This window comes from Corynebacterium faecale (assembly GCF_030408735.1).
GTDB classification, from domain to species: domain Bacteria; phylum Actinomycetota; class Actinomycetes; order Mycobacteriales; family Mycobacteriaceae; genus Corynebacterium; species Corynebacterium faecale.
Genome location: NZ_CP047204.1, coordinates 531,009 through 554,633, shown reverse-complemented (window position 1 = coordinate 554,633; position 23,625 = coordinate 531,009). Strand labels below are relative to the sequence as shown.

At 60.8% G+C, this 23,625-nt stretch carries 22 protein-coding genes; 3 read left to right on the top strand and 19 right to left on the bottom strand.

Annotated features, from left to right (window positions below; all coding sequences use genetic code 11):
- The 6 genes from CFAEC_RS02580 to guaB form a co-directional block, all read right to left on the bottom strand.
- The gene (locus tag CFAEC_RS02580; protein ID WP_290278528.1) at positions 1-1,404 is read right to left on the bottom strand and encodes a hypothetical protein; all 1,404 of its coding nucleotides are present in this window, start codon (positions 1,402-1,404) and stop codon (positions 1-3) included.
- A gap of 125 nt (positions 1,405-1,529) precedes the next feature.
- Positions 1,530-1,913, bottom strand: a complete 384-nt coding sequence (locus CFAEC_RS02575; RefSeq protein WP_290278525.1) for an imm68 putative immunity domain-containing protein — start codon at positions 1,911-1,913, stop codon at positions 1,530-1,532.
- A gap of 151 nt (positions 1,914-2,064) precedes the next feature.
- Positions 2,065-3,636: a glutamine-hydrolyzing GMP synthase gene (gene guaA, locus CFAEC_RS02570; RefSeq protein WP_290278523.1), complete on the bottom strand. Its 1,572-nt coding sequence runs from the start codon at positions 3,634-3,636 to the stop codon at positions 2,065-2,067.
- Between the two features lie 117 nt (positions 3,637-3,753).
- Complete coding sequence (locus CFAEC_RS02565; protein ID WP_290278521.1) at positions 3,754-4,362, bottom strand: YdcF family protein; 609 nt, start codon at positions 4,360-4,362, stop codon at positions 3,754-3,756.
- A 311-nt stretch (positions 4,363-4,673) separates the two neighbouring features.
- On the bottom strand, positions 4,674-5,846 hold the full coding sequence (locus tag CFAEC_RS02560) for a GuaB3 family IMP dehydrogenase-related protein (protein ID WP_290278519.1): 1,173 nt from the start codon (positions 5,844-5,846) through the stop codon (positions 4,674-4,676).
- A gap of 146 nt (positions 5,847-5,992) precedes the next feature.
- A complete protein-coding gene (guaB, locus tag CFAEC_RS02555; protein ID WP_290278517.1) occupies positions 5,993-7,513 on the bottom strand; it encodes an IMP dehydrogenase in 1,521 nt (506 codons plus the stop codon).
- A 245-nt stretch (positions 7,514-7,758) separates the two neighbouring features.
- On the opposite strand from guaB, the gene CFAEC_RS02550 reads away from it, so the two are divergent.
- Positions 7,759-8,133 carry a DUF5319 domain-containing protein gene (locus CFAEC_RS02550; RefSeq protein WP_290278515.1) on the top strand — a complete coding sequence of 125 codons (375 nt, stop codon included), beginning with the start codon at positions 7,759-7,761 and terminating at the stop codon, positions 8,131-8,133.
- Positions 8,134-8,218: 85 nt separating this feature from the next.
- On the opposite strand, the gene CFAEC_RS02545 is transcribed toward CFAEC_RS02550, so the two are convergent.
- Together CFAEC_RS02545 and CFAEC_RS02540 are read right to left on the bottom strand one after the other, a co-directional pair.
- A complete protein-coding gene (locus CFAEC_RS02545) occupies positions 8,219-9,214 on the bottom strand; it encodes a hypothetical protein (protein WP_290278513.1) in 996 nt (331 codons plus the stop codon).
- On the bottom strand, positions 9,214-9,813 hold the full coding sequence (locus CFAEC_RS02540) for a sigma-70 family RNA polymerase sigma factor (protein WP_435384251.1): 600 nt from the start codon (positions 9,811-9,813) through the stop codon (positions 9,214-9,216). Before CFAEC_RS02540 ends, CFAEC_RS02545 begins: the two co-directional genes overlap by 1 nt.
- A gap of 370 nt (positions 9,814-10,183) precedes the next feature.
- Here CFAEC_RS02540 and CFAEC_RS02535 point away from each other — a divergent pair, with 370 nt between their 5' ends.
- Positions 10,184-10,483 (top strand): WhiB family transcriptional regulator, encoded by a 300-nt coding sequence (locus CFAEC_RS02535; RefSeq protein WP_290278509.1) that lies wholly within the window; start codon positions 10,184-10,186, stop codon positions 10,481-10,483.
- 58 nt (positions 10,484-10,541) lie between these two features.
- Positions 10,542-12,101 carry a succinic semialdehyde dehydrogenase gene (locus CFAEC_RS02530; protein WP_290278506.1) on the top strand — a complete coding sequence of 520 codons (1,560 nt, stop codon included), beginning with the start codon at positions 10,542-10,544 and terminating at the stop codon, positions 12,099-12,101.
- A gap of 52 nt (positions 12,102-12,153) precedes the next feature.
- Here CFAEC_RS02530 and groL read toward each other — a convergent pair whose 3' ends face one another.
- The 11 genes from groL to alr all read right to left on the bottom strand — a co-directional run bounded on the left by groL (position 12,154) and on the right by alr (position 23,530).
- Positions 12,154-13,770: a chaperonin GroEL gene (groL, locus tag CFAEC_RS02525; protein ID WP_290278504.1), complete on the bottom strand. Its 1,617-nt coding sequence runs from the start codon at positions 13,768-13,770 to the stop codon at positions 12,154-12,156.
- 10 nt (positions 13,771-13,780) lie between these two features.
- The gene (gene groES / locus CFAEC_RS02520; RefSeq protein ID WP_290279785.1) at positions 13,781-14,080 is read right to left on the bottom strand and encodes a co-chaperone GroES; all 300 of its coding nucleotides are present in this window, start codon (positions 14,078-14,080) and stop codon (positions 13,781-13,783) included.
- A 248-nt stretch (positions 14,081-14,328) separates the two neighbouring features.
- Positions 14,329-14,772 carry a hypothetical protein gene (locus CFAEC_RS02515; protein ID WP_290278502.1) on the bottom strand — a complete coding sequence of 148 codons (444 nt, stop codon included), beginning with the start codon at positions 14,770-14,772 and terminating at the stop codon, positions 14,329-14,331.
- 54 nt (positions 14,773-14,826) lie between these two features.
- Positions 14,827-16,557, bottom strand: a complete 1,731-nt coding sequence (locus tag CFAEC_RS02510; protein ID WP_290278499.1) for a bifunctional ADP-dependent NAD(P)H-hydrate dehydratase/NAD(P)H-hydrate epimerase — start codon at positions 16,555-16,557, stop codon at positions 14,827-14,829.
- An 11-nt stretch (positions 16,558-16,568) separates the two neighbouring features.
- The gene (tsaD, locus tag CFAEC_RS02505) at positions 16,569-17,612 is read right to left on the bottom strand and encodes a tRNA (adenosine(37)-N6)-threonylcarbamoyltransferase complex transferase subunit TsaD (RefSeq protein ID WP_290278497.1); all 1,044 of its coding nucleotides are present in this window, start codon (positions 17,610-17,612) and stop codon (positions 16,569-16,571) included.
- Positions 17,613-17,615: 3 nt separating this feature from the next.
- Positions 17,616-18,128 carry a ribosomal protein S18-alanine N-acetyltransferase gene (rimI, locus tag CFAEC_RS02500; RefSeq protein ID WP_290278496.1) on the bottom strand — a complete coding sequence of 171 codons (513 nt, stop codon included), beginning with the start codon at positions 18,126-18,128 and terminating at the stop codon, positions 17,616-17,618.
- On the bottom strand, positions 18,125-18,799 hold the full coding sequence (gene tsaB / locus CFAEC_RS02495; RefSeq protein WP_290278494.1) for a tRNA (adenosine(37)-N6)-threonylcarbamoyltransferase complex dimerization subunit type 1 TsaB: 675 nt from the start codon (positions 18,797-18,799) through the stop codon (positions 18,125-18,127). The genes rimI and tsaB overlap by 4 nt, the downstream gene beginning before the upstream one ends.
- A 6-nt stretch (positions 18,800-18,805) precedes the next feature.
- Positions 18,806-20,062, bottom strand: a complete 1,257-nt coding sequence (locus CFAEC_RS02490; protein WP_290278492.1) for an alpha/beta fold hydrolase — start codon at positions 20,060-20,062, stop codon at positions 18,806-18,808.
- Between the two features lie 93 nt (positions 20,063-20,155).
- Positions 20,156-21,748, bottom strand: coding sequence for an aspartate:alanine exchanger family transporter (locus tag CFAEC_RS02485; RefSeq protein ID WP_290278490.1), 1,593 nt, complete (start codon positions 21,746-21,748; stop codon positions 20,156-20,158).
- A 178-nt stretch (positions 21,749-21,926) separates the two neighbouring features.
- Positions 21,927-22,430: a tRNA (adenosine(37)-N6)-threonylcarbamoyltransferase complex ATPase subunit type 1 TsaE gene (gene tsaE, locus CFAEC_RS02480; protein WP_290278487.1), complete on the bottom strand. Its 504-nt coding sequence runs from the start codon at positions 22,428-22,430 to the stop codon at positions 21,927-21,929.
- On the bottom strand, positions 22,427-23,530 hold the full coding sequence (gene alr, locus CFAEC_RS02475) for an alanine racemase (RefSeq protein ID WP_290278485.1): 1,104 nt from the start codon (positions 23,528-23,530) through the stop codon (positions 22,427-22,429). The genes tsaE and alr overlap by 4 nt, the downstream gene beginning before the upstream one ends.
- Positions 23,531-23,625: the final 95 nt, after the last annotated feature.

Genomic DNA, 23,625 nt, shown 5'->3' with positions numbered 1-23,625 from the left:
CTAAACCTCCGTGTTCAGCACTGAACGGACCTTGCTGGAAATCTTCATGCTCTCATAGCTCAGGTTTCCATCCTCATCCAGCAGGGGAATCTGAGCGAGCGTCACCATCGTCTTAATCAGCACGCCACACTTATTAAAGACCACGACATGATCGGGATCCTGGAAATCAAAATCCTTAATGAGGCTTTCCAAGTTATCCAACTCGAAAATCGTCTTCCACTTCAGCTCCTCGGTAACCTCCCGGAGTTCCACGGTGCGGGTCTTGATTCCATCCATCACCACCCATGATTTCTCCAGACCGGCAACTGCAACACCGATCTTCTTTTCGTACTCTTTCGCCTCAGTAAGTTTCTTTCCGTAGTGAACGGAGACAATTGTTCCTGCCGCCAGGATTGCAAAAACTCCGGTAGTGCTGGCGGTGATAGTTGTCAGCACAGCCGTACCCGCAGCTACTCCGCCGCCTCCTGCTACCAGGCTCCCACCACCCAGCCAGGCCATCGTGGCATTGGTGGCAGCAGCACCACTGAGAGTGGAGATTGCGGTTCCTGTTGATGCTGCGGCAAACGTTCCGACGGCACCGGTCACCGCTGCAGGGGTACCAACCAATGCAGCGAGTCCAAAGGCACCCGCCACGGCCGTGGAACGCAGTGCCTCACTGGCAGCCATGTCCAGGTGTTCCATCTCAGCCAGCTTCTCAAAGCTGAACTCCGCTCCCATGAGGATCTCATATTCCTTGGCGGCGTTGTTCTGCTTGAGCTCTGTGAGGTACTCCAGGAATCGCCCCACCGTAAGGTGAAGGACCCGCAGGCGATACTCTCCGAAATCCGTGATCACATAGTTAAGGTCACGTCGCTTTTCCTCCGTGATCTCCTCTGCGCACTCGTAGTACTCAGAACACACTCTTTCAATGTTCTTGGCGGATTTTCTGTTCTGAATGCCCTGGATTCCAACCGCGCTCTTGCCAATTCGCACCGTTGCCCCGGCAATGCCTTTAGGATCCACACTTCCGATCGCTTTACCCGCTCCGGAAACCACATTCTGAGCACCAGCTTTGAGAGCAGAAGCTTCCAGATCCTTGATGGACTGGCCTGCATCTTTGGCTGCTGAGCTAGTCGCCCTACCTGCTCGCTTAGCGCCACTGGCAAAATCATCAAAACCCAGTTTTCCATCACCGCTGAAATCAAGTTTAGAGACTATTTTCTTTCCAAACTTTCGGCGTTTGCCCTCAACTTGTTCTGCATCCGTGGCTTCAACAACCTTGATTTCAGGTTCAACCCCGGCTTGTTCAGCTTCCAGACGCTGCTCTTCGATGTACTCATCTATATCGAAATCCGGAAAATCCCTGGAGATCAACTCCTGGTAGGCATCTTTGGATGCCTGAAAAACTTTGTACAGCTCTTCCATCGGAAACTGCTTTCTACTCGCGCTAAAAACTAATGGCAGAGGGACCACCAGTAATATCAGAGCAGCTTACTTTCCATGCAGGACAACCAAGGTAAAGACATCGAACAAAAGCGATCAGGTATTTCTTAATCCAACTGCCCCCGCAGCTCCTCAGCCAGGTCAGCCACATCATAGAGCTCATCCTCGCCGAAGCGTTCCGCCACGGTGTGCTCCTCCGGGGAGAATGCAAAATACTTCAGGGCGGTGCTGATCTGGGTGTTTTCCTTGGCATCAACCTGGAATTTCACCTCACCCTTGTCCACAATCAGCGTGGCCAGGGCTGCCACCACCATGAAGGCATCACCGTATCCATCCAGCTGCGTGTCGGTGTAGTTGCCAGAGAGCTTATCCAGACCCAGCTCAGCAAACAGAGCCGTCACATCGATCGTCTCGCCGGAGCGCTCTTTCACATGGTTGATCAGCGCCTGAGCCTCCTCAGAGGTACCGAATACCGTGTCCAGGTTGCTCATGGTTGTCTCTCCTAAGATCAGATGGCCGTAACTTGTGCGCCCCACATTACGCCGGGGTGGGCGGGGCGTCGTGAAGCAAAGCTGTTAAAACCCAATGGGCGGCGCACAGCCGTGAAGCTGTGCGCCGCCCATTGGTAAGAGCTGTGGGGATCTACTCCCACTCGATGGTTCCCGGTGGCTTGGAGGTTACGTCCAGCACCACGCGGTTGACATCAGCAACCTCATTGGTGATGCGGGTGGAAATGCGCTCAAGCACCTCATAGGGCAGGCGGGTCCAGTCGGCGGTCATGGCATCCTCGGAGGACACCGGACGCAGCACGATCGGGTGACCGTAGGTACGGCCATCGCCCTGGACACCGACGGAGCGGACATCGGCGAGCAGCACCACCGGGCACTGCCAGATGATGCCATCGAGGCCGGCTGCGGTGAGCTCGGTACGCGCGATCAGGTCGGCGTGACGGAGAGTCTCCAGACGCTCCTCGGTGACCTCACCGATGATGCGGATGCCCAGGCCTGGGCCGGGGAATGGCTGGCGGGCGACGATGACCTCAGGCAGGTTGAGCTCGCGACCAACCGCACGGACCTCATCCTTGAACAGCAGGCGGAGAGGTTCGACGAGTTCGAACTCGACATCATCAGGCAGGCCGCCCACGTTGTGATGGCTCTTGATGTTGGCGGTACCGGATCCGCCGCCGGACTCAACCACATCCGGGTAGAGGGTGCCCTGGACCAGGAAGTCCACGGTGGAACCTTCTGGGGCATCTTCAAGCACACCGGTGACAGCACGCTCGAAGGAACGGATGAACTCCGCGCCGATGGCCTTACGCTTGGCCTCAGGCTCAGTGACACCAGCCAGCTTATCCAGGAACGCCTTGCGCTCATCAACGGTGATGAGCTTCGCGCCGGTGGCCGCCACGAAGTCCTTCTCCACCTGCTCACGCTCGCCGGCACGCAGCAGACCGTGATCAACAAAGACACAGGTCAGACGATCACCAATGGCACGCTGCACCAGGGCGGCCGCCACGGCGGAGTCAACGCCACCGGAGAGTCCACAGATGGCGCGACCTTCAGGGCCGACCTGCTCGCGGATCTTCTCAATGAGCTCTTCTGCAATGTTGGCAGCGGTCCAGTTCTGCTCCAGGCCGGCGATCTCAGTGAGGAAGCGGGTGAGCACCTGCTGGCCGTGCGGAGAATGCAGTACCTCAGGGTGGTACTGCACACCGGCCATCTTCAGGTCATGATTCTCGAAGGCGGCAACCGGTGCCCCTTCGGAGGATGCGGTGACGGTGAAACCCTCGGGTGCCTCAGACACGGCGTCACCATGGCTCATCCAGACCTTGTGGGACAACTCGAGGCCGTCATGCAGCACGCCACCTTCGACGGTGAGGTCGGTGCGACCGAACTCGCGCTTACCCGTGTGGGCAACAGTGCCACCGAGGGCGTGGGTCATGGCCTGGAAGCCGTAGCAGATGCCGAATACCGGCAGCCCCAGCTTGAGGATTTCAGGATCCAGAGACGGTGCGTCTTCTGAATACACAGACGACGGTCCACCGGACAGCACCAGCGCAACAGCATCCTTTTCCTGGATTTCCTGCGCGGTGGCGGTGTGCGGGACAACTTCGGAGTAGATTCCAGCCTCACGCACACGACGTGCGATCAGCTGCGCGTACTGTGCGCCGAAGTCCACGACGAGTACGGGGCGATGATTAGGTGTAAGACTCACAGAACATCACTCTACTAGACGCGCCCGCGGATACTATTTTTCGGCCATATGCACCTGAAATAGCCCCCGATCCTAGTGTCGCGGCTACCCCAGCTCAGCGCACTGCGAGCAGACACCTTAACTGTTGCCACAGGGATTGGTGATCCAGAATTTGATGAATCCAGCTACTTCATGAAACACCTGGTAGATGATGGTGTTCTCATTGATATTGCGAACATTGGCCACCTTGACCTCAGATAGATTGGTGCACTGCTCGAAGAAGTAGTTCACCCGTCTGGTGTGTGGTCGGCTCGTCACCATGATCGCTGAATCCCAGTTCTCCTCCTCTGCCAGCTCGTGGAAGGTTCTGGCCTCACCGGAGGTGATCACAGGATAGGAATCCATGCACCAGGTCCTAGTCCCCTCGGGGCGATCCTCCCCCTGGCAGTGACTGTATCCCACCTTGTCCCGGGCACCTGCGGGATTGGACACCACGAAGTTCTCAATTCCATATTTCCTGACGATGTCCGCACCCAGCTCATGGCGCCCATCGGATGCGCCCGCGATAACCACCACCACATCGGCATTTTCCGACCGCTCATTGGGTGGGTAAACCGTCCAGAACGTAAAAGCGGTGAAACCCATGATGGCAGCCATGGTCAGCGACACCACCATCACCAGCGCCGCCCGGATGGTCGCAGTGACCACGCCGGTGCTGTTGATACGTTTTCGCTGTCTGATCCCCATGCCGTCCCATCACTGATGCTCCCCGAGTCCGGTGATGAGACTACCAGCAGCATCCGGGTATCCACCACGGGCAATCCGCCGGGAAACGCATGCACGTGATTAACCCAGAAATCCTATGTCCAGAAAGCACCAGCGATCTCTGGGTTAAGCACAGTGGTTTCTGGGAACAGGATCTCTGGGTTAAGTGTGGCCCACCCGATCGCGCCCCAAGACACGACATCGCATCACCGACATCGGCACTGATGTCGTGGTTCAGTGCACTGATGTCTGTGATGCGATGTCGTGGTGGGCGGGGTGGGCAGGCTTAAGGCCTAGCCGTTAAAGTGCAGCGGCACCTTCTGGAAGCTCTTCAGATCGGTGAACCCGCACTTGGCCAGGGCACGCTTGAGGCCGCCGCTGAAGTTCTCCACGCCCCACGGAAGGGTGGAGGGACCGTTGAGGATCTGCGCCAGGGATGGAACGGCGTCATCGAGGTAACCCGAATCAGCCACGATGCCACGGGGGAAACGAGGGTGCGCGGCAACCGCAGGCCAGAAGTATCCCTTACCGGCAGCTTCCTTGGCGCGTGCCAGGGGGGAACCGAGCACCACGGCATCAGCACCGCAGGCAATAGCCTTGACCACGTCACCGGAGTTGTAGATCTCACCGTCGGCGATGATGTGCACGTTGCGGCCACCGGTTTCATCCAGGTAATCGCGGCGGGCGGCGGCCACATCGGCGATCGCGGTGGCCATGGGTACATCCATGCCCAGCGCGAGGTCATTGGTGTTCTCGCCACCGCCGACGATGATGCCCACGGCACCGGTGCGCATCATGTGCAGCGCGGTGGTGTAGTCATAGACGCCGCCGGCGATGACGGGAATCTCGATGGAACCGATGAATTCCTTGAGGTTCAGCGGCTCACCACCGGTGTTGACGTGTTCCGCGGAGATGAGCGTGCCCTGGATGACCAGGAGATCCGCACCGGCCTTGGCCACCACGGGTGCCAACTCGCGGGCGTTCTGTGGGGAGACCCGCACAGCGACGATCTCACCGGATTCACGGACCTGGCCGATCCGCTCGGCGAGCAGCTCCGTGTCCAGTGGCGCGGCGTGCAATTCCTGCAGGGTTCGGGTGGCCGCGGCCTGGTCGCCACCGCCGATGATCTCCAGGTCGGAGGCACCGTCGCGGCCGTCCTCGCCCTCGTAGGCGGCGATGACCTTGGCAATGGCCCCATCAAGATCAGCGTGACGGCCCCAGAGACCTTCCGCATTGATCACACCGAGCCCGCCCTGTCGGCCCATCTCGATGACGAACTCGGGGCTGGCCAGCGCGTCGGTGGGATGGTTCATGAAGGGCAGATCAAACTTATAGGCATCAATGTGCCAGTTGGTGTCAACGTCCTTGGAAGAACGGGTACGGCGGCTGGCAACGACAGAGATATCGTCCAGGCTATAAGTGCGTCGTGCCTCGCGGCCGATGCCGATTTCTACGTAGTCACGCATCTGTGACAGGCCTCCCTTGAAGTTCGTATACCTCAAGGACTTTACCCGAGCTGGCAGGCAGAGAGGTAAGCAGCCTGCCACCGTTACGGTGGCAGGCTGCCGGTTGTTGCTGCTTGACGACGCCCAGACGATCGCCTCCGAACCTTTTAGTGGTAGTTCGGAGCCTCGACGGTCTGCTGGATGTGGTGGGGGTGGGATTCCTTCAGGCCAGCGCTGGTGATCTGGACGAAGCGCGCCCGGTGCAGATCACGGATGGTGGCGGAACCGGTGTAACCCATGGCGGCACGCAGGCCACCGACCTGCTGGTGGAGGATGTTCTCGATGGAACCGCGGAAAGGCACACGGCCTTCGATGCCTTCCGGAACCAGCTTCTCCTCGCTGCGCACATCTGCCTGGAAGTAGCGGTCCTTGGAGTAGGAGCGCTTCTCACCGGACAGTCCACGGCCCTGCATGGCACCCATGGAACCCATGCCACGGTAACGCTTGTACTGCTTGCCGTTGATGGTGATGGTCTCACCCGGAGCCTCTGCGGTGCCTGCGAGCATGGAACCCAGCATGACGGAGCTGGCACCTGCGGCGAGAGCCTTGGCGATGTCACCGGAGAACTGCATGCCACCATCAGCGATGATCGGGATGCCGGCGGCGTGTGCCGGAACAGCCGCCTCCATGATGGCGGTGATCTGTGGTGCACCCACACCTGCAACCACACGGGTGGTGCAGATGGAGCCGGGGCCGATACCGACCTTGATCGCATCTGCACCAGCCTCGATCATGGCCTTGGCAGCCTCACGGGTGGCCAGGTTGCCACCGATGATGTCCACACCGGGGAAGTCCTTCTTCACGCGGGCCACCATGTCCAGCACACCGCGACTGTGGGCGTGGGCGGAATCCACCACAAGCACGTCTACGCCGGCATCCACCAGGGCGCCTGCGCGCTGGTAGGACTCATCACCGGTGCCGATACCGGCGGCAACCAGCAGACGACCGGAGGCGTCCTTGGAGGAGTTCGGGTACTGCTCAGTCTTGACGAAGTCCTTGACCGTGATCAGGCCGACGAGCTTGCCATTGCCGTCCACGATCGGCAGCTTCTCCACCTTGTGGGTGGACAGCAGCTCCAGAGCCTCCTCCTTGGACACACCCTGCTCAGCCACGACCAGGGGCCTCGGGGTCATGACATCGCCCACACGACGGTTCGGGTCGGATTCAAAACGCATATCGCGGTTGGTGCAGATACCCAGCAGGGTGCCATCCTCATCAACAACAGGAAGACCGGAGATACGGAAGCGGGCACACAGGTTATCCACTTCTTCGATGGTCATGTCCGGGGTGCAGGTCACCGGGTCGGTCACCATGCCCGATTCGGATCGCTTAACCAGCTCAACGTTTCCGGCCTGCTCCTCGGTGGAGAGGTTGCGGTGCAGTACGCCGATGCCGCCCTGGCGTGCCATGGCCACAGCCATGCGCGCCTCGGTGACGGTATCCATGGCAGCGGAGAGGATCGGGGTGCTCAGCGTGATATTGCGGGTCAGCTGGGATGAGGTGTCAACATCAGACGGCACGATCTCGGACGCATCGGGCAGAAGAAGCACATCATCAAAGGTCAGTCCGATGAGTGCGACCTTGTTCGGATCGTTTCCCCCGGTGGAAACTCGGCTCTGGGTGGTCATATGCGACAGTTCCTCCTCATTTTGTGTCCACAATTATCTAAACCTTAATGCCAAATCCTCATTTCAGATAACCGTGTCCGCACCTTCCTGATTCCCGGTGACGATATGCACTCACCTTGACGTGTTGTACATCTCATCCCGCAGGGACGGGCCTCACCCAACCGGAACTATCTGTGGCGCTTCACGCAGGCACGGGTTGGTCTCCTGGTTGCCCATTGCACCTCGTGGGCAATAGGGTAACGGGTGTGAACTTTGATGCGATGATGCCCCGCGACCCGTTTGCCGACGATCCCAACGACCCGGCATCCTTCCTGACCGATGACAACGACCATATGGAGCCGTTGTCCGATGAGGAGCGCAGTCATGTGCAGCAGGACCTGAAACTCGTCGAGGAGTTCAAGCGTGTGCTGCGTCCCCGCGGCATTGAGGGAATCTTCTTCATGTGTGAGGACTGCGAGGAACTCCACTATTACGACTGGGACATCATGGCCTCCAATATGAGGGCCACCCTCGCCGGTGAGTTGAGTCCTGTGCATGAGCCGAGCCTGCATCCGAATGTTGAGGCTTATGTGCCATGGGATTATTGCCTGGGCTACCTGGACGGCCTGGAGGCACGCTGACCCCCTTCAATCACTTTTAGAGCTCAAGAAACACCCAAAAGAGGCTGTCGCTTAACGCAACAGCCTCTTTTTCATCGTGGGGAATTTAGTTCCCGAAGAATTGTGGTGGTGCTACTTCCCCACCATCAGTGTTTCCGCCTTCGCCGCCTTCGCCTTCGCCGCCTCCATCATCGACAGGTGGAATCTGCTGGGTGGGCGGTGCCGGAGGCTGGAAGGTCTGGGTCGGTTCAGGGGTCCACACCGGAGGCTGCACCACGGTGGACACCACGGTTTGAGTCTGGGTCTGGGTCTGGATCTGTGTCTGCACAGAGGTCTCGGTGACCGTCTCCGGGGCTGGTTCCTCCGGAATGGCAGTCTCGGTGACCGTGGCGGTGGCTGTCTCTGTGACAGGAACCGGGGTGGCAGCCTCCCGTGGGGCGGAGTTGCGCTGACGCTCATCCATGGTGGCTAGCATGCTTCGGGCCTGTTCAAGAAGCTCACGGGCTCCCTCAACATCACCGTTGGCGGTGCGGCTATCCACTTCCTCCAGGGTGGAGGCGAGCTCGACAACACTCGGGTTGTCGGTATTGCCAAACAGTGTGGTGCTCAATCCATGCAGGGGTGAATCCGCATCGGCGTTGTAGATGGCGGTGCCGCCGCCGGCGATGACCAGAGTGGCCGCTGCGGCACCCACCAGTCCATGGAGGAATGGGTGCGAGGTACGGCGCCCTGCTCCGGAGGCCTTAACCGCTCCACGACGTCCCCTGCGGGAATCCAGTGCCACCACGGCTCCGGACTCGTCGGAGTTGTCTCCGGACGGGGTGCTGATCGGGGCGAATTCGGTGGTTCCGGGATCGACGTCCGCGGCACCACCCTCACCGAAACCGGGGAGCAGGACGGACAGATCCGGCGCCGCCGGCATATCCTCGGTTATTTCCTTATTCATGTCGAGGAGGAGACCTGCCAGGGGATCCTCCCCCGCGGAGGGATCAACGCCGCGGGACAGATCAGTCAGAAACTCATCATCGACGAACAGCTGCTTCAGCTGTCCGTTGACAATGTCCTGACCATCCGGGTCACCACCATTATGACGTCGAGTCATTACTTTTTCTCCTGCTGCTCAAGTGCGCTTCGAAGTGTCGTGAGCGCTCTGTGTTGAGCTACTCGCACAGCACCCGGGGTGCTGCCTACCATCTCTGCAGTTTCTTCTGCGGAAAGGCCCACCATCACTCTCAGAATAAGAATGTCGCGTGCCTTCTCACTAAGTAGATCGAGAAGAGCCCTCACTCTGTTACTTCCGTCAGTGACCAGCGCAAACTCCTCAGGAGTATTGGAGTCTGGCTCAGTGTCCGGAACGTCTTCCGTGGGAGTGGACTTGTCCCGCGACATGGCGCGATGCGCATCGGCGACCTTATTGGAGGCGATACCGTAGACAAAAGCCATGAACGGACGACCCTGATCCACGAAATTCCCGATCGAGGTGGCCACCGCCAGACAGATCTCCTGCGCCACATCCTCCGGGGTTGGTTGCCGACCTCCGCCAATGCGGGCTCGGGCATAACGCAGGACCACCGGATGGATGATTTCCATGATGCGCTGGAGCGCCCGGCGATCCCCTGCCGTTGCCCGGGGAACAAGGTCCGCCAGCTCACGCTCGGAATCTGCCACCGTCCCGTACCTTCCTGCCAAAAAACACTTCATCAGGCTCCCCATGGGAGGGCGCCTGCCCGAGATGATCGTCTACCCGGATATCCGTTCATACTAACAACACCGGTCACACATCCTGCCCCTTGTGGGACAAACCCGCCGGACCAACCCCCGAAACAGTGGCCTGAATCACCCCTTTACCTGGGTTTATACGCCGTGGGAAAGAATTCACCCGAGATTCACCTATCGCCAAATCTGCAGGTCGCGGGGGGTAAGGACTAGACAGTTTCCCATTAAATCAACACCTGTCTACAAAACGGCCACCAACAGGACACCAACCGTTCACCGAGGCAGTCGACACTATCTCCTCGGGTGAACAACCCACCTCAGTAATACAAACTCGCTGAATAGGGAGTATTTCAAGATGACATTGCCCCACCAACTTCCGGGACCTAACGCAGACTTCTGGGACTGGCAGCTGCACGGTTCATGCCGCGGCGAAACCTCGGACGTGTTTTATCACCCGGATGGCGAGCGTGGACGAGCCCGTCAACGTCGTGAGCTGCGCGCGAAGGCCATCTGCACCGCCTGCCCCGTCTTGGAAGCTTGTCGCAGACATGCACTCTCAGTAGCCGAACCATACGGCGTCTGGGGTGGCTTATCAGAATCCGAACGCCTCGGAATTCTACGAAAGATCGACCGCAAACAGCCGGTAGCTGTGTAACCAGTACAGACCCAGGGTTTTCAACCCGGGTCTTTTTTCATTCTCTATTGTGGGGTGGATGTACCCACGCCGACTCAAACTCGAAGCCCTCCCCCACGACCTGCACCAACACCTGACTGGTCTGATCACCTCTGATTCGACCACGCGGATCGCCGTGGAATCTCCTTTCAACGGTGACACCATTGGACAGATCCCGGAAGGTGACGCCAGGTGTGTGGACAAGGCTTTCGGACTCGCCCGCGTGGCGCAGCGTTCCTGGGATGAGACTCCCCATGCTTTACGACGTTCCATCTTCCGCACCTTTCATTCATCGGTGCTGAAGCACCGGGAACTGCTCATGGACGTGGTGCAGCTGGAAACGGGCAAGAACCGTGCAGCAGCCTTCGATGAGGTGATGGATGTCGCCGCCACCGCTGATTATTACGGCAGGACAGCCGAGAAACTACTCAAGCCGAAACGCCGCCACGGTACCGTCCCTTTCCTATCCTCCACCTTTGAGCATCACTATCCGCTTGGTGTGGTGGGGCAGATCAGCCCATGGAACTATCCCCTGACCCTGGCCATTTCCGACGCGATTCCCGCCCTACTGGCAGGTAATGCAGTGGTATCCAAGCCAGACGCCAAAACCCCTTTCACATCTCTCCTGGTAACCAGCCTGCTTTATGATGCCGGCCTCCCACGTGACCTCTTTCAGACCGTCACCGGTGAGGGGCCAGTGGTGGGTGGTGCCATTTCGGAGCACTGTGATTACCTCATGTTCACGGGTTCCACCAAGACCGGCCGCATCCTGGGCGAGACCGCCGGCCGTCGGCTCATCGATTTCTCCGCGGAGCTGGGTGGCAAGAACCCGCTCATCGTTGCGGGTGATGCTGACCTTGACAAAGCCGTGGATGGTGCCGTCCATGGCACACTTTCCAACTCGGGCCAGCTATGTGTCTCCATAGAGCGGATCTACGTGGTGGATTCTGTTTATCAGAAGTTTGTGGACGCCTATGTCGACCGGATCAGGCACTCACGGATCGGCGCCGGTTTCAACTGGGAGGTGGAGATGGGTTCCTTGGCATCCCGCCAACAATTGGATAACGTCCAGACAATGGTGGATGATGCCGTGGACAAGGGTGCCACGGTGCTCTGCGGTGGCAAGGCGCGTCCTGATCTGGGCCCCTATTTCTTTGAGCCCACCGTCATCACCGGCGCCACCGGGGACATGGAACTTTACCGCAATGAGGTATTCGGGCCGGTGGTCTATATCGAGGTTGTGGAGGACCTCGCCGAAGCCATCGTCCGTGCAAATGACACGGATTATGGTCTCAACGCCGCCATATTCGCCTCCCCAGAAACGGCCCGTGCTGCCGCTCCCCTGATCAAGTCCGGTGGAGTGAACATCAATGATGCCTACACAGCTACCTGGGGAAATCTGGATACACCACTGGGCGGTTCCAAGGATTCAGGCCTCGCTGCCCGCCATGGCGCGGACGGCCTACTGAAATACACCCAGGTGCAAAATATCTCTGAGCAGAAGCTCATGCAGCTGCGTGGGCCACGATCGCTGAATCGTAAGGCCTACGCGGAAATCATGACGGTGGTATTGAAGGCGATGGCAGTGATGCGTCGATAAGCAAAAGACCGGCCTGGAAACCAGGCCGGTCAGTTCACGTCACCGTGTGCGACTAGTGGTGGTGGCTGTGGCCGTGACCGGCTGCAGCTTCCTCCGCAGGCTTCTCCACGATGGAGGCCTCGGTGGTCAGCACCATGCGTGCAACAGAGGTTGCGTTGACAACGGCGGAGTGGGTGACCTTGACCGGGTCAATGACACCCTGCTCAACCAGGTTGCCGTACTCCAACGTCGCGGCGTTGAAGCCCTCGTTGTTCGGCAGCTCGGCGGTGCGCGCGACAACCACGGCACCGTCCAGGCCGGCGTTCGCGGCGATCCAGTAGGCGGGCTTGCTCAGAGCAAGCGCCAGGGCGCGGACGCCCACCTTCTGATCTCCCTCGAACTCCTCGGCATAAACCTTGAGGGTCTCCGCGATCTGCACCAGAGCGGAACCGCCACCGGCGATCACACCCTCCTGTGCAGCGGCGCGGGCCGCGTTGATGGCATCCTCGACGCGCAGCTTACGCTCGTTGACCTCGGTCTCGGTGGCGGCACCGACACGGATGACGGCGACACCTCCGGACAGCTTGGCCAGACGCTCTTCAGCCTTTTCACGGTCCCAGGAGGAATCCGTGGTCTCGATCTCGCGGCGGATCTGCTGGCGGCGGTTCTCCACAGCCTCAGCGGAACCCGCGCCATCCACGATGATGGTCTCATCCTTGGAGACGGTGACACGACGTGCGGTTCCAAGAACCTCGGTGCCGGCCTCGTTGAGGGTGACACCGACCTCGGGATCAACCACGGTGGCGTTGGTGACAACAGCCAGGTCATCCATGAACGCCTTGCGCCGATCGCCGAAGTACGGGGACTTCACGGCGACAGCCTTGACGGTCTTGCGGATGGAGTTGACCACCAGGGTCTGCAGAGGCTCGCCCTCGATGTCCTCGGCGATGATGAGGACCGGACGGTTGGACTCCACGATCTTCTCCAGCAGCGGAAGGAAATCCGGCAGGGAGGAGATCTTGTTGCGGACCAGGAGGATCGCAGGATCATCAAACACAGCCGTCTGGGTGTCGGTGTCATTGATGAAGTACGGGGACAGGTATCCCTTGTCGAAGGAGACGCCCTCGGTGATATCCAGTGAGGATTCGATGGACTGGGACTCCTCGACAGTGACTACGCCGTCCTTGCCGACCTTCTCCATGGCCTCAGCCACGATGGTGCCGACAACCTCATCCCGGGAGGACACGGTGGCCACGTTGGCGATCTCCTGGGTGGAGGACACCTCCGTTGCGCGTGCCTTGAGCTCCTCGAGGGTCTTCTCAGCTGCTGCTGCGATACCCTTGTTCAGCTCGATCGGGTTGGCACCGGCTGCAACGTTACGCAGACCCTCGGCGATGATCGCCTGGGCCAGCAGGGTTGCGGTGGTGGTGCCGTCACCGGCGATGTCGTTGGTCTTTACTGCAACAGACTTGACCAGCTGCGCACCGAGGTTCTCAAAAGGATCCTCGACATCGATGTCACGGGCGATGGTGACACCGTCGTTGGTGACCAACGGGCCACCAAACGCCTTAGCCAGGACCACGTTGCGGCCGCGGGGACCGAGGGTGACCTTGACGGTGTCAGCCAGGGCATCGACGCCCCGGAGAATGCCTTCGCGGGCGTCCTGGTCAAAAGCAATGAGCTTTGCCATGAACTATCCCCTACTTCTCGACGATGGCGAGGATGTCACGTGCGGACAGCAGGAGGTACTCCACGCCGTCGAACTTGATCTCGGTGCCACCGTAACGGGAGAAGATGACAACGTCGTCTTCCTTGATGTCCAGTGGGATGCGGTTGCCCTGGTCATCGAAACGGCCTGGGCCCACGGCGATGACGGTGGCTTCCTGTGGCTTTTCCTTAGCGGAGTCCGGGATGACCAGACCGGAGGCGGTGGTGGTCTCAGCCTCGTTGATCTGAACCAGGATCTTGTCTTCGAGCGGCTTGATGTTGACGTTTGCCACGATGAATCCTTCCATGAGAAAAGAGTGTGATTGTTGTGCCGGTTGTGGATTTCCAGCACAGCCGTCGTCGCGGGTGAACAACTGTGTGTCAAACAACCTACTGGCACTCTACCTTCGCGAGTGCCAGCACTCAACCGCAGAGGGTGCTAAAGGTGTTCGCTGGTCGCGAACACCCCCACAGCCACTAAAAATCAGCAGGCCCCGCACACACCCGGATGTGGAGGCCTGCTGCAACAGATTTGCTCTGACTAAGACGAGTGGGCCTCCAGGTCCCGGTCACGCATGTTGTACACCGCGTTGCGCCAGAGCTGGAACTCCTCCGGATAATCCTCACGGTAATGCCTGGCTGCACGGATACCATCCATGATGCGTTCAATCTCCGCATCACCGACATCATCACCCTCCGCGCCGATGAAGATCACCGAACCACAGATGGCGGTGGTGGGATCACTGAAGAACGCAGAATCTCCGGTGGCGGCTTCCATCCGCCCCAGGGAAGCCACCGGATTGGCGTGGGCACCAAGCGCCCTGGCCTCGGAATTGTACAGAGCTGCGTAGGTGGAGCCATCTTCCTGGAAAGCTACCGATACCCGGGCATCATCGGCCCCACCCAGGAACTGTGCAGCCGATACAAGCTCAAACTCAACGGAACGGTGGGTCAGGTCGGGGTTAACAAGAAATCCTCTGGTCATGCCTTCAATTAACCGGGTGGGCCGGGAAACAGCGACCTGGGGCCTAAGAATTCATCAGGCGTTCATGATCCGGTTGATGTTGACCCGGGCGGTCGCCGCGGAGATGGCCTCAGCGATGCGGGATGCAGAGGTGGGTGCCGGACCGAACTCGGTACGCGCCGACAAAGCCGCCGCCACCGCATGAATACTCACCGCGGGCGCCACCAATGAATACACCGCTGTTGGAGGCAGCTCCATGTCCGGAATGAACTCCGGCAGGCGGGTCAGCTCCACATAACTCTGTGCCAGGTGCGCACCGATGAGACCGGAGAGCACATCCCCGGAACCAGGGGTGGCCGACCACGAATGACCGGCATTGACCACATAGGCGTAATCGGTGGTCGCCACGATGGTGAATCTGCCCTTGAGGAGCACACAACAGTCGAGTGCCACCGCCATCGCCAGGGTGGCACCGATGGGGTCAGTGTCGGCGGAGGGGATCTCACTGCCGTCGGCGCGCAGTGGTTCCGCCAACCGTTCGAACTCCCCTTTGTGGGGAGTGAGAACGGTGGGGGATGAGCGATGGCGCACCGTGGACCGTAACTCCGGCGACTGGGCGATGAGGGTGATGCCATCGGCGTCGATAAGCACGGGCTCGGGGGATGCCAGGAGCCCGGCGAGTTCTGCCGCCTGGCCAGCACCTGTGCCCCGACCGGGTCCGTAGACCCATGCCTGGACGCGGCCGGCCTCCTCCACCGACGGGGACACGACCACCTCAGGCAACGCGGCGATCACCTGGTTGCGGGCGACGCTGTCCCCGACGAACCGCACCATGGAGCTGGTTGCGCGCACCGCACCAGCACATGCGAGAATCGCTGCGCCGGGGTAGTCCTCGCTGCCCGCGGCGATGCCCACCACTCCCCCGGTGTATTTATCGGAATCAGGGGCCGGTTCCACATCCAGCATGATGAACTGGGCCCCGATGGGTGAGGCGCCAGGCACCGATATCTCCGCACTGACATCACGCCAGGCGGTGGAGGCGTACAGCGTGGGGCTGGCGTCCTTGAGCTGGATGTCCTGCAGCGCGGTGGAGAGATTAAGACCCCCGCCGCCCTCCACACGGATATCAGCACACAACACATAACCGCAGGCCATGGATACCGCGTGCGCGCGACGCAGACCACCGAAGGTGACGGTGACATCAGCATTGATGTGGGTGGGGATGCACTGCCGGGCAATGGGCGCTCCCTCGGCGTATCCCGCCAGCTGCATCATGATGGGTTCCGGAACGGAGCCGGTGTCCGCCTCAATGCCACTGGGGACGTCGACCGACAGGATCGGCACACCGGCGGAGTAGATACGTTCCACGAACTGGGCGGTATCCGCATCAATTCCCCCGCGCCCACCGATGCCGAGGATGCCGTCGATGACCAGATCATAGGAAGCGGGATCGGGGCTGGTGTCCACCACGGTGCCACCGAGGTGGTGAAAATGCCGGAGGGCGGGCTCATGCACCCGGTCCCCGCCCAGCAGTAGGGCATCCACCTGATAACCCTCCTCGCGGAGGAAGGCACCGGCATAAAGTGCATCACCGCCGTTGCCGCCGGAGCCGACGAGGAGGAGAATACGGTCTTCGCCAAAGTGGTCCTCACCGCTGTCGTCGGCAGCGGGCCCATCCACCATCGCCAGAGCCACATCGGCCACGGCGGCGGCAGCGGAGATCATCAGTTCATCGGGGTCGTTTTGTATTGCGAATAGTCGTTCTTCTGCACGTCGGATCTGGCCGACGGTGAACACAGACTTCATGCCGATTAAGTCTAGGCTGTTGAAAACACCTGTGGGGTCTCAACGGATAAAGAAGGATCAGTTCCCACACTGAGTTGTGAACCACCGGCGCCCTCGTGAATGCGTTGGGCCGCGAGCGCCGCGATCATCACGCCGTTATCGGTGCACAGGTTGAAACGGGGAACGCGTAATTCGATGCCTGCGGCGGCACAGCGTTCCTGCGCCAGTTCCCTGAGCCGGGAGTTCGCAGCCACACCACCACCGAGCAACAACACACGAGCGCCCACATCCTGGCAGGCACGCACCGCTTTGAAGGTGAGTACATCACACACCGCCTCCTGGAAGCTGGCGCACACATCCTCCACTGAGATGATCTCCCCGTTGCGCTCGGCTGCCTCCACATACCGGGCGACCGCGGTTTTGAGTCCGGAGAAGGAGAAATCGTGGCGGGAGTCTGATTTCTTGGTCAACCCGCGTGGGAACTTTATGGCCTCCGGGTTGCCACGGCGCGCCAGTTTATCAATGACCGGCCCGCCCGGATAACCCAGACCGAGCAGCCTGGAGACCTTGTCATAGGCCTCACCGGCGGCGTCATCGAGGGTGGACCCGAGTTCCTTCATGGGCAATCCCACAGCATCCACCTCAAGGAGTTGGGTGTGCCCGCCGGAGACCAGCAGAGCCACCGAATGCGGGAGGGTTTCACCTTCCAGATTGGCTACTGCGACGTGGCCGCCGAGGTGGTTTACCGCGTAGAACGGCACACCCCAGGCCGCGGCATAGGCCTTGGCGGCACTCGCCCCCACCAACAGCGCACCAGCCAGACCTGGCCCGACGGTGGCGGCCACGGCATCTGGCTTGGCGATACCCGCACGGTTGAGTGCCTCACGCATGACAGGAACCATGGATTCCAGATGCGCACGGGAGGCAATCTCCGGCACGACACCACCGAAACGCGCATGGTCCTGCATGGATGAGGCGACGGCATCCGCCAGGATGGTCAGATGTCCCTGCTCATCCAACCTGACCACGCCGACGCCGGTTTCATCACAGGAGCTCTCAATACCCAGGACAATCATGACTTAGAGGTTAGTCCTGTCCCCTGAATTCCCGGAACTCCGCCGGTCACTCAACCGCGGGCGCTGCATGGTGTATGCGTCCGCACCGGAGGGCCGGTAGTAATTCTTGCGTGTGGCCAGGGTGGTGAAACCAAAGGCCTCATACATCGCGATCGCGGCATCATTGTCGGTCCGGACCTCAAGGAATACCGGGCCGTCGTGACTGTCCGCCATGGTCATCATCTGATCCATGAGCACCCGCCCCAGGCCCCGACGCTGGTACTCCGGATCCACGCCGACGGTGTGGATCTCAAATTCAGGATCCTCCACCGGCCCCATCATCGCCAGACCCGCATAGGCGACCAGGAACCCGTCCTCGAAGGCTCCGAGATACAACGTGGTGGGGTGTGAAAACTCCACCAGGAACACATCCCGGGGCCACGGATTGTCACCGGGGAACAGTTGCCGTTCCAGGTCGGCGCAGCGCTGGGCATCCTCACGGCGTAGTTCACGGAGTTCAAACTGTTCGGTGCTCATAGCTCCACCTCCGGGATGGCCGGTGACTTCGGTTTTGGTTTCGGTTCCTTGGCATCGGGTCGGCGCAGATACATCGGCACCAGTGCCTCGGGAGTGGTGGCGAGGTCGGCCACCGCCACCAGGTTGGCGGGTAGCGGTTTCAACGTGAGCTTGTCGACGCCCCCGAGCCCCTCCGGCAACTTCTCCCCCAGGTGCTCCGGGATGGAAATGACATCGACCGCCCGGTCAAGCTCCAACTGTCCCGGCGCGACCACATCGGGCCCATCAGTGCGGATGCCCTGGGTATAGGTGGCCCAGTAGATCTCCCTGCGGCGGGCGTCAGTGGCCACCAGTGCGTGGGGGGTGGCGTCGAAATCAATGCCCTGGGCAATGGCATCGAGGGAACATACACCGTGCACCGGGATGCCCAGTGCATCGCCGAAGGCTGCGGCGGAGACCATTCCCACGCGCAGTCCGGTGAACGGGCCGGGCCCACATCCGACCACCACGGCTCCGAGGTCAGGGAAGGTCAGGCCGGCGTCAGAGAGGGCTTCCTGCACCATCGGGGTGAGCTGTTCATTGTGCTCCCGGGTGTCTTCGATGATGCGCTGGCCAACGGTATCTCCGGTCTCGGAGTTGACGATGCCGACGATGAGGTCCGGGGTTGAGGTGTCGATCGCTAGTACTAACACAGGGAGTCAGCGTACCTTCCGGCCATGCGCGAGATCGATGAGGTGAGCGAGTACAGCGCCGTCGCTGGCACGCAGGCCATTGTGCTCATGTTCGCTGGTGATGTGGAGCTGCACGCCGGGCAGGTATTCCGCGGTGTCCAGTGAGTAGTCCAGGGGCACGAAGACATCGTTGACATAGACAGCCGCGGCGCCCCTGGCACCTGATGCCTGTAGTGCCCGGGCATCGTAGAGTTTCGGCCATTCCTGTTGTGCGAGCGCGAGTGCCACATCCTTCCAGGGGCGCAGGGCCGGCACGGTATCGGCCCACTCCCGGAAGACATGCTCGCCGGTGAGCAGGGTGGGATCCGCCTGGAACTCCTCCGGGTAAACGCGTTCGGCTGCCCAGTCGGTGACCACGCCATCGGCATAGGACGATTCATGGAGGACGTAGTAGAGGGGGTTGCGGTTGCCATAGGGCAGCAGGGTGCTCAAATCGTGGAGGAAGGCGTTGGAGGCCGGATCCAGTTCCAGGAGAGTGTAGAGATCCAGCCAGCCGTCATTGCTGCCGAGCAGATGACCTAAGGAGCGGAACCTGGATTCAGAGACCACCTCGCCGGTGGGCAGGACGATCTCCCCGGCGCGTGCCCGGGCGACCAGGTCACCGATGATGGCACGGTGTTCGGGGAAACGCCGGTAGTACTGCTCTGAGTTGCGGTGCATGCGCCGGTAGGAATTGGCGTAGATGTCCTCGGCCGGCCGGTCAATCGCGCTGAGGCCACCGGTGATGAACACCTGATCCAGTGAATCAGGGTGTGTGGAGAGATAATGCAGGGTGGTGAAACCCCCGAAGGATTGACCGAGCACATTCCAGGTCCGGACCCCGAGTGCCTCCCTGACTGCCTCGCAGTCACGGACAATGCCATCGGCCCGCAGATGGCTGAGGTAGTCAACGATGTCCCCTGTGCTGTGCTCAGCCAGGAGCGCGTCCCCCACCGGGGTGGACAGGCCGGTGCCACGCTGATCCAGCATGACCACCCGGAAATGTGTCAGGGCTGTTCCCAGCCAACTCGGGTTCAGGGGCTCAAGGCTGGGGCGGGGGGCCTCAACACCCGGACCACCCTGAAGGAACACCAGGTACGGAAGGTCCTCCCCACCCTTCTTTGTCACGATGCGGGAGAAGATATCGATGGTGCGGTCATCGGTGTCGTCGGCGGTCAGTGGGACAGTGAGGGTGAGGGAATCCAGACGGAGATCGCCCAGGTGGATGGTGGTCATGTCAGTCATGACCCCAAGGTTACGCGCGGGGGTGGACACGGTCCTGCCCCCGCACGATTCTTCCTGGTGATCCGGCTTTGGGCGTGCCGGGCCACCGCGGTACTACAACAGGAGGAACAACACCTGGCAGGCCAGGATCTTGCCGATCATTGCTGTGGGATACACCGTGGCATAACCTCTGTTCGCCAGGTCTGTTCCGGTCTGATCGTTGAGATAGGAAATGATCGCCGGGTTGGTGGTGGCGCCGGCGGCCACACCCATGGATTCATCCCACCGCAGTTTCAGCAGCCACATGCCGACCGCTGCACACACCAACGCCGAGGTGATGGTGATGAGGAAACCCGCACCCATGTACACGAAGGACTTCGGGTCAGTCAGGGCCTCGCGGAAACCCACACCCGCAGACGTGCCCACACCTGCCAGGAACAGTGCCAGCCCCAACGTGGAGATGGTCCTGTTGGCATGGAAGGGCAGCTGCCAGGTGATGGGGCCGGAGCGGTTCAGGGCACCGAGGATGAGCCCGACCACGATGGGTCCACCACCGAAACCGAGATACATGGTGGTGCCACCTGGAAGTGGGATCGGGATGGCACCGAGCAGCAGACCGAGTGACAGGCCGATGGCGAAGGGCAGCAGGTTGACATCACCGAGAGACTTCTCAGAATCCCCGAGAAAGCGCCTCACATCACTCATACGACCCGGGGCAGCCACAACGCGGACGCGGTCGGAGTAGTTGAGCACGGTGTCCCGGTGCGGGACGATCTCGGTGTCGCCCTGGCGAATCCGGGCGATCATGAAACCATTGGCCACCGGGTCCAACTCAGCGACGGTATGCCCCACGATGTCCGGGTTGGATACGGTGAAGCGGGAGTAGACGAGCTCGGTGTCCTCGATCTTGGTGTCGCATTCCGCACCCAGGGCCTCGATCGCCCGATCAACAGCATTGACCGTTCCGTTGATCACCAGCTCCATCCCCGGCTTCACCGGCAGGGAGGGATCCGCCAGACGGTGTTCGTGCGGATCCTCCACGATGCGGGTGGCGATAATCTCCTGGCCGGACAACCGTGCAAGGTCACCGATGTTGCCGGTGATCCCCTCCCCGATCCTCAACCCTTTCCACACCAGCGGCTCTGACACAAGCCCTTCGGTGCGCGCATCCTCCCGGTGATCCACCTTGAGGAGTTTCGCACCGATCGCCGCCACCAGGATCGACCCCAGTACCGCGCCGGGATAGGCCAGCGAATATCCGATGACCGGTTCACCCGCCTGCGCAGGGTCGATGAGTTGGACCACCGCGGCCATACCCGGGGTGGAGGTCAGGGCACCAGCGAACATGCCTGCGCCGGCGCCCGCACCCAGTCCGAAGATCCGAACCAGGACCCAGGCCAGCGCTGTCATGGATATCAGCAGGAGAATCATGAAGACGGTGAGTTTCCATCCCCGCGATCGGAACTCGCGGAAGAAGGCTGGTCCAGCGGAGATCCCGATGACATAAACGAACATCGCCAGGCCGAGCTGGTACACGAATGCCGGGATCTGGATATCCGGGTTCAGGGTGGACACCGCCAATGCCACGAATAGGACCGCAGCGGCACCGAGGGACAGGCCGAAGAAGCGTATCCGTCCGATGGCCAGACCCACAGCCAGGATCACAGCCAGTGCGATCAGGGGGTTCGCCGCGAAGAAATCGAGCACGATTAGACCACTCCTCAACAGGTCAGGGGACTCTCACCGAATGGGGGTAACTCCGAGCGTCCCGTGATCCCAACTCCACTTTCACCACGGGCTTCAGGAGTAATTTTTCACTACTCCCCATAATCCCGCAGTGTCAGACATAAAACAACACATACAGAACTGCCGGGCGCTGTGCGGGTCAGTGTCCGGAAACCCAGCGCCAGGTGAAGATGCGCGCCTCCGAATCAGGGTCTTGCGCAACCGCGGTTTCCCTGTCGATGGAGATGAGCAGATAGGCGTCGGAGATCTGCTCCACCAGTCCCCCGCCCCACTCGGCGACCACCACTGCGGTGTCCAGGTCCGTGTCCAGATCGAGGGAATCCAGTGCACCGATGGGGTCGGAATCCACATCGTCCGGGTCTTCACCCAGGAGACGGTAGGCATCCACGTGGATGAGCGCGGGACCGGACACCTCTGAACGGTGTTCGCGGGCGATCACGAAGGTGGGTGAGGTCACCCGACCCCTGACCTGCAGTCCGCGGGCGATGCCCTGGGTGAAGGTGGTCTTACCCGCACCGAGTGGCCCATCGAGAATGACCACATCGCCTGCTTCGAGAACACCACCGAGCTGCTCCCCGAAGGCCTGGGTGTCGGGGGCTGTCTCGAATCGCTGGGTACCGGATTCGGGGAAACCTGGTTTCATTGACCTTCTCCTGTGTATTCGCGGACGGTCCGTCCGGTGGGACGACAGATGACCTCATAGTTGATGGTGCCCAGGGAATCTGCCAGCTCGGTGGCGGACATACCTCCTGAACCGAAGATGACCGCCTCATCACCCGCACTGACATCGTGGGGATTGCTGCCCAGGAAGATGACGAACTGATCCATGCACACCCTGCCCACCTGGGGATAATAGTGGCCGTTGATGTTCACCCGGAGATGGTCCTGTGCCATGCGAGGCACACCATCGGCATAACCTGCTGGCACCACGGCGAGGAAACCATCGGAGTCTGCGCGCCACGTGAGGCCATAGGAAGTGCCCTCCCCCTGGGCTATGGGCTTCACCACGGTGACCGCCCCGACCCAGGTCATGGCGGGACGTAAGCCGTGATCCAGTCCGCTGACCGGTTCCATGCCATACAGCGCCACGCCGGGGCGGACCAGGTCAAAGTGGAGGTCCTGGCGGGTGAGGGTGGCCGGAGAGTTGCACAGATGGTTCTCCTTCACCTCCAGGCCGAGTTCGCGGGCCCGGGTGATGCTGCGACGGAACACCTCCGCCTGGCGGTCAGTCTCCCCGTCATCCGGGTCATCGGCACAGGACAGATGGGAGAACACACCGGTGACCTCGATATGTTCGGCATCGCGGAGTAGGGAAAACACCTCATCCCAGTCCTCCTCATCAAGACCGGAACGATGCAGGTTAGTATCCACCTTGATGGATACGCGGATCCTGCGGGAGGTGGGGGGTGCGTCGACAAGCACTCTGGCATGGTGCGGGGAGATCACCGCAAGATCAATGTCGGCGGCAACCGCCGCGGCCCAGTCCTGTTCCGGGCCCCATATCCAGCACAGGATGGGCTGGGTGATGCCGCCGGCGCGCAGGGCGAGTGCCTCATCGAGGGTGGCCACACCGAAGGCATCCGCGCCATTGGCAGCCATGACCGGCGCCACCTGATTCATGCCGTGGTTGTATCCGTCCGCCTTGACCACAGCCATCAGCTTCGCCGTGCCCGCCCTGGCTTTCAGCAGACGGGTGTTGTGGGCGATGGCATCCAGATCGATGCGGGTGGTCAAGAGATTCATGGTTTCTCATTCTGCCACCAGCTCCGGTACACAATGGTGCAAGGGGGGATCTCAGGCGGGGCGCCCAGCGCCGGAAGTCGAGTGGGTGCACAGGA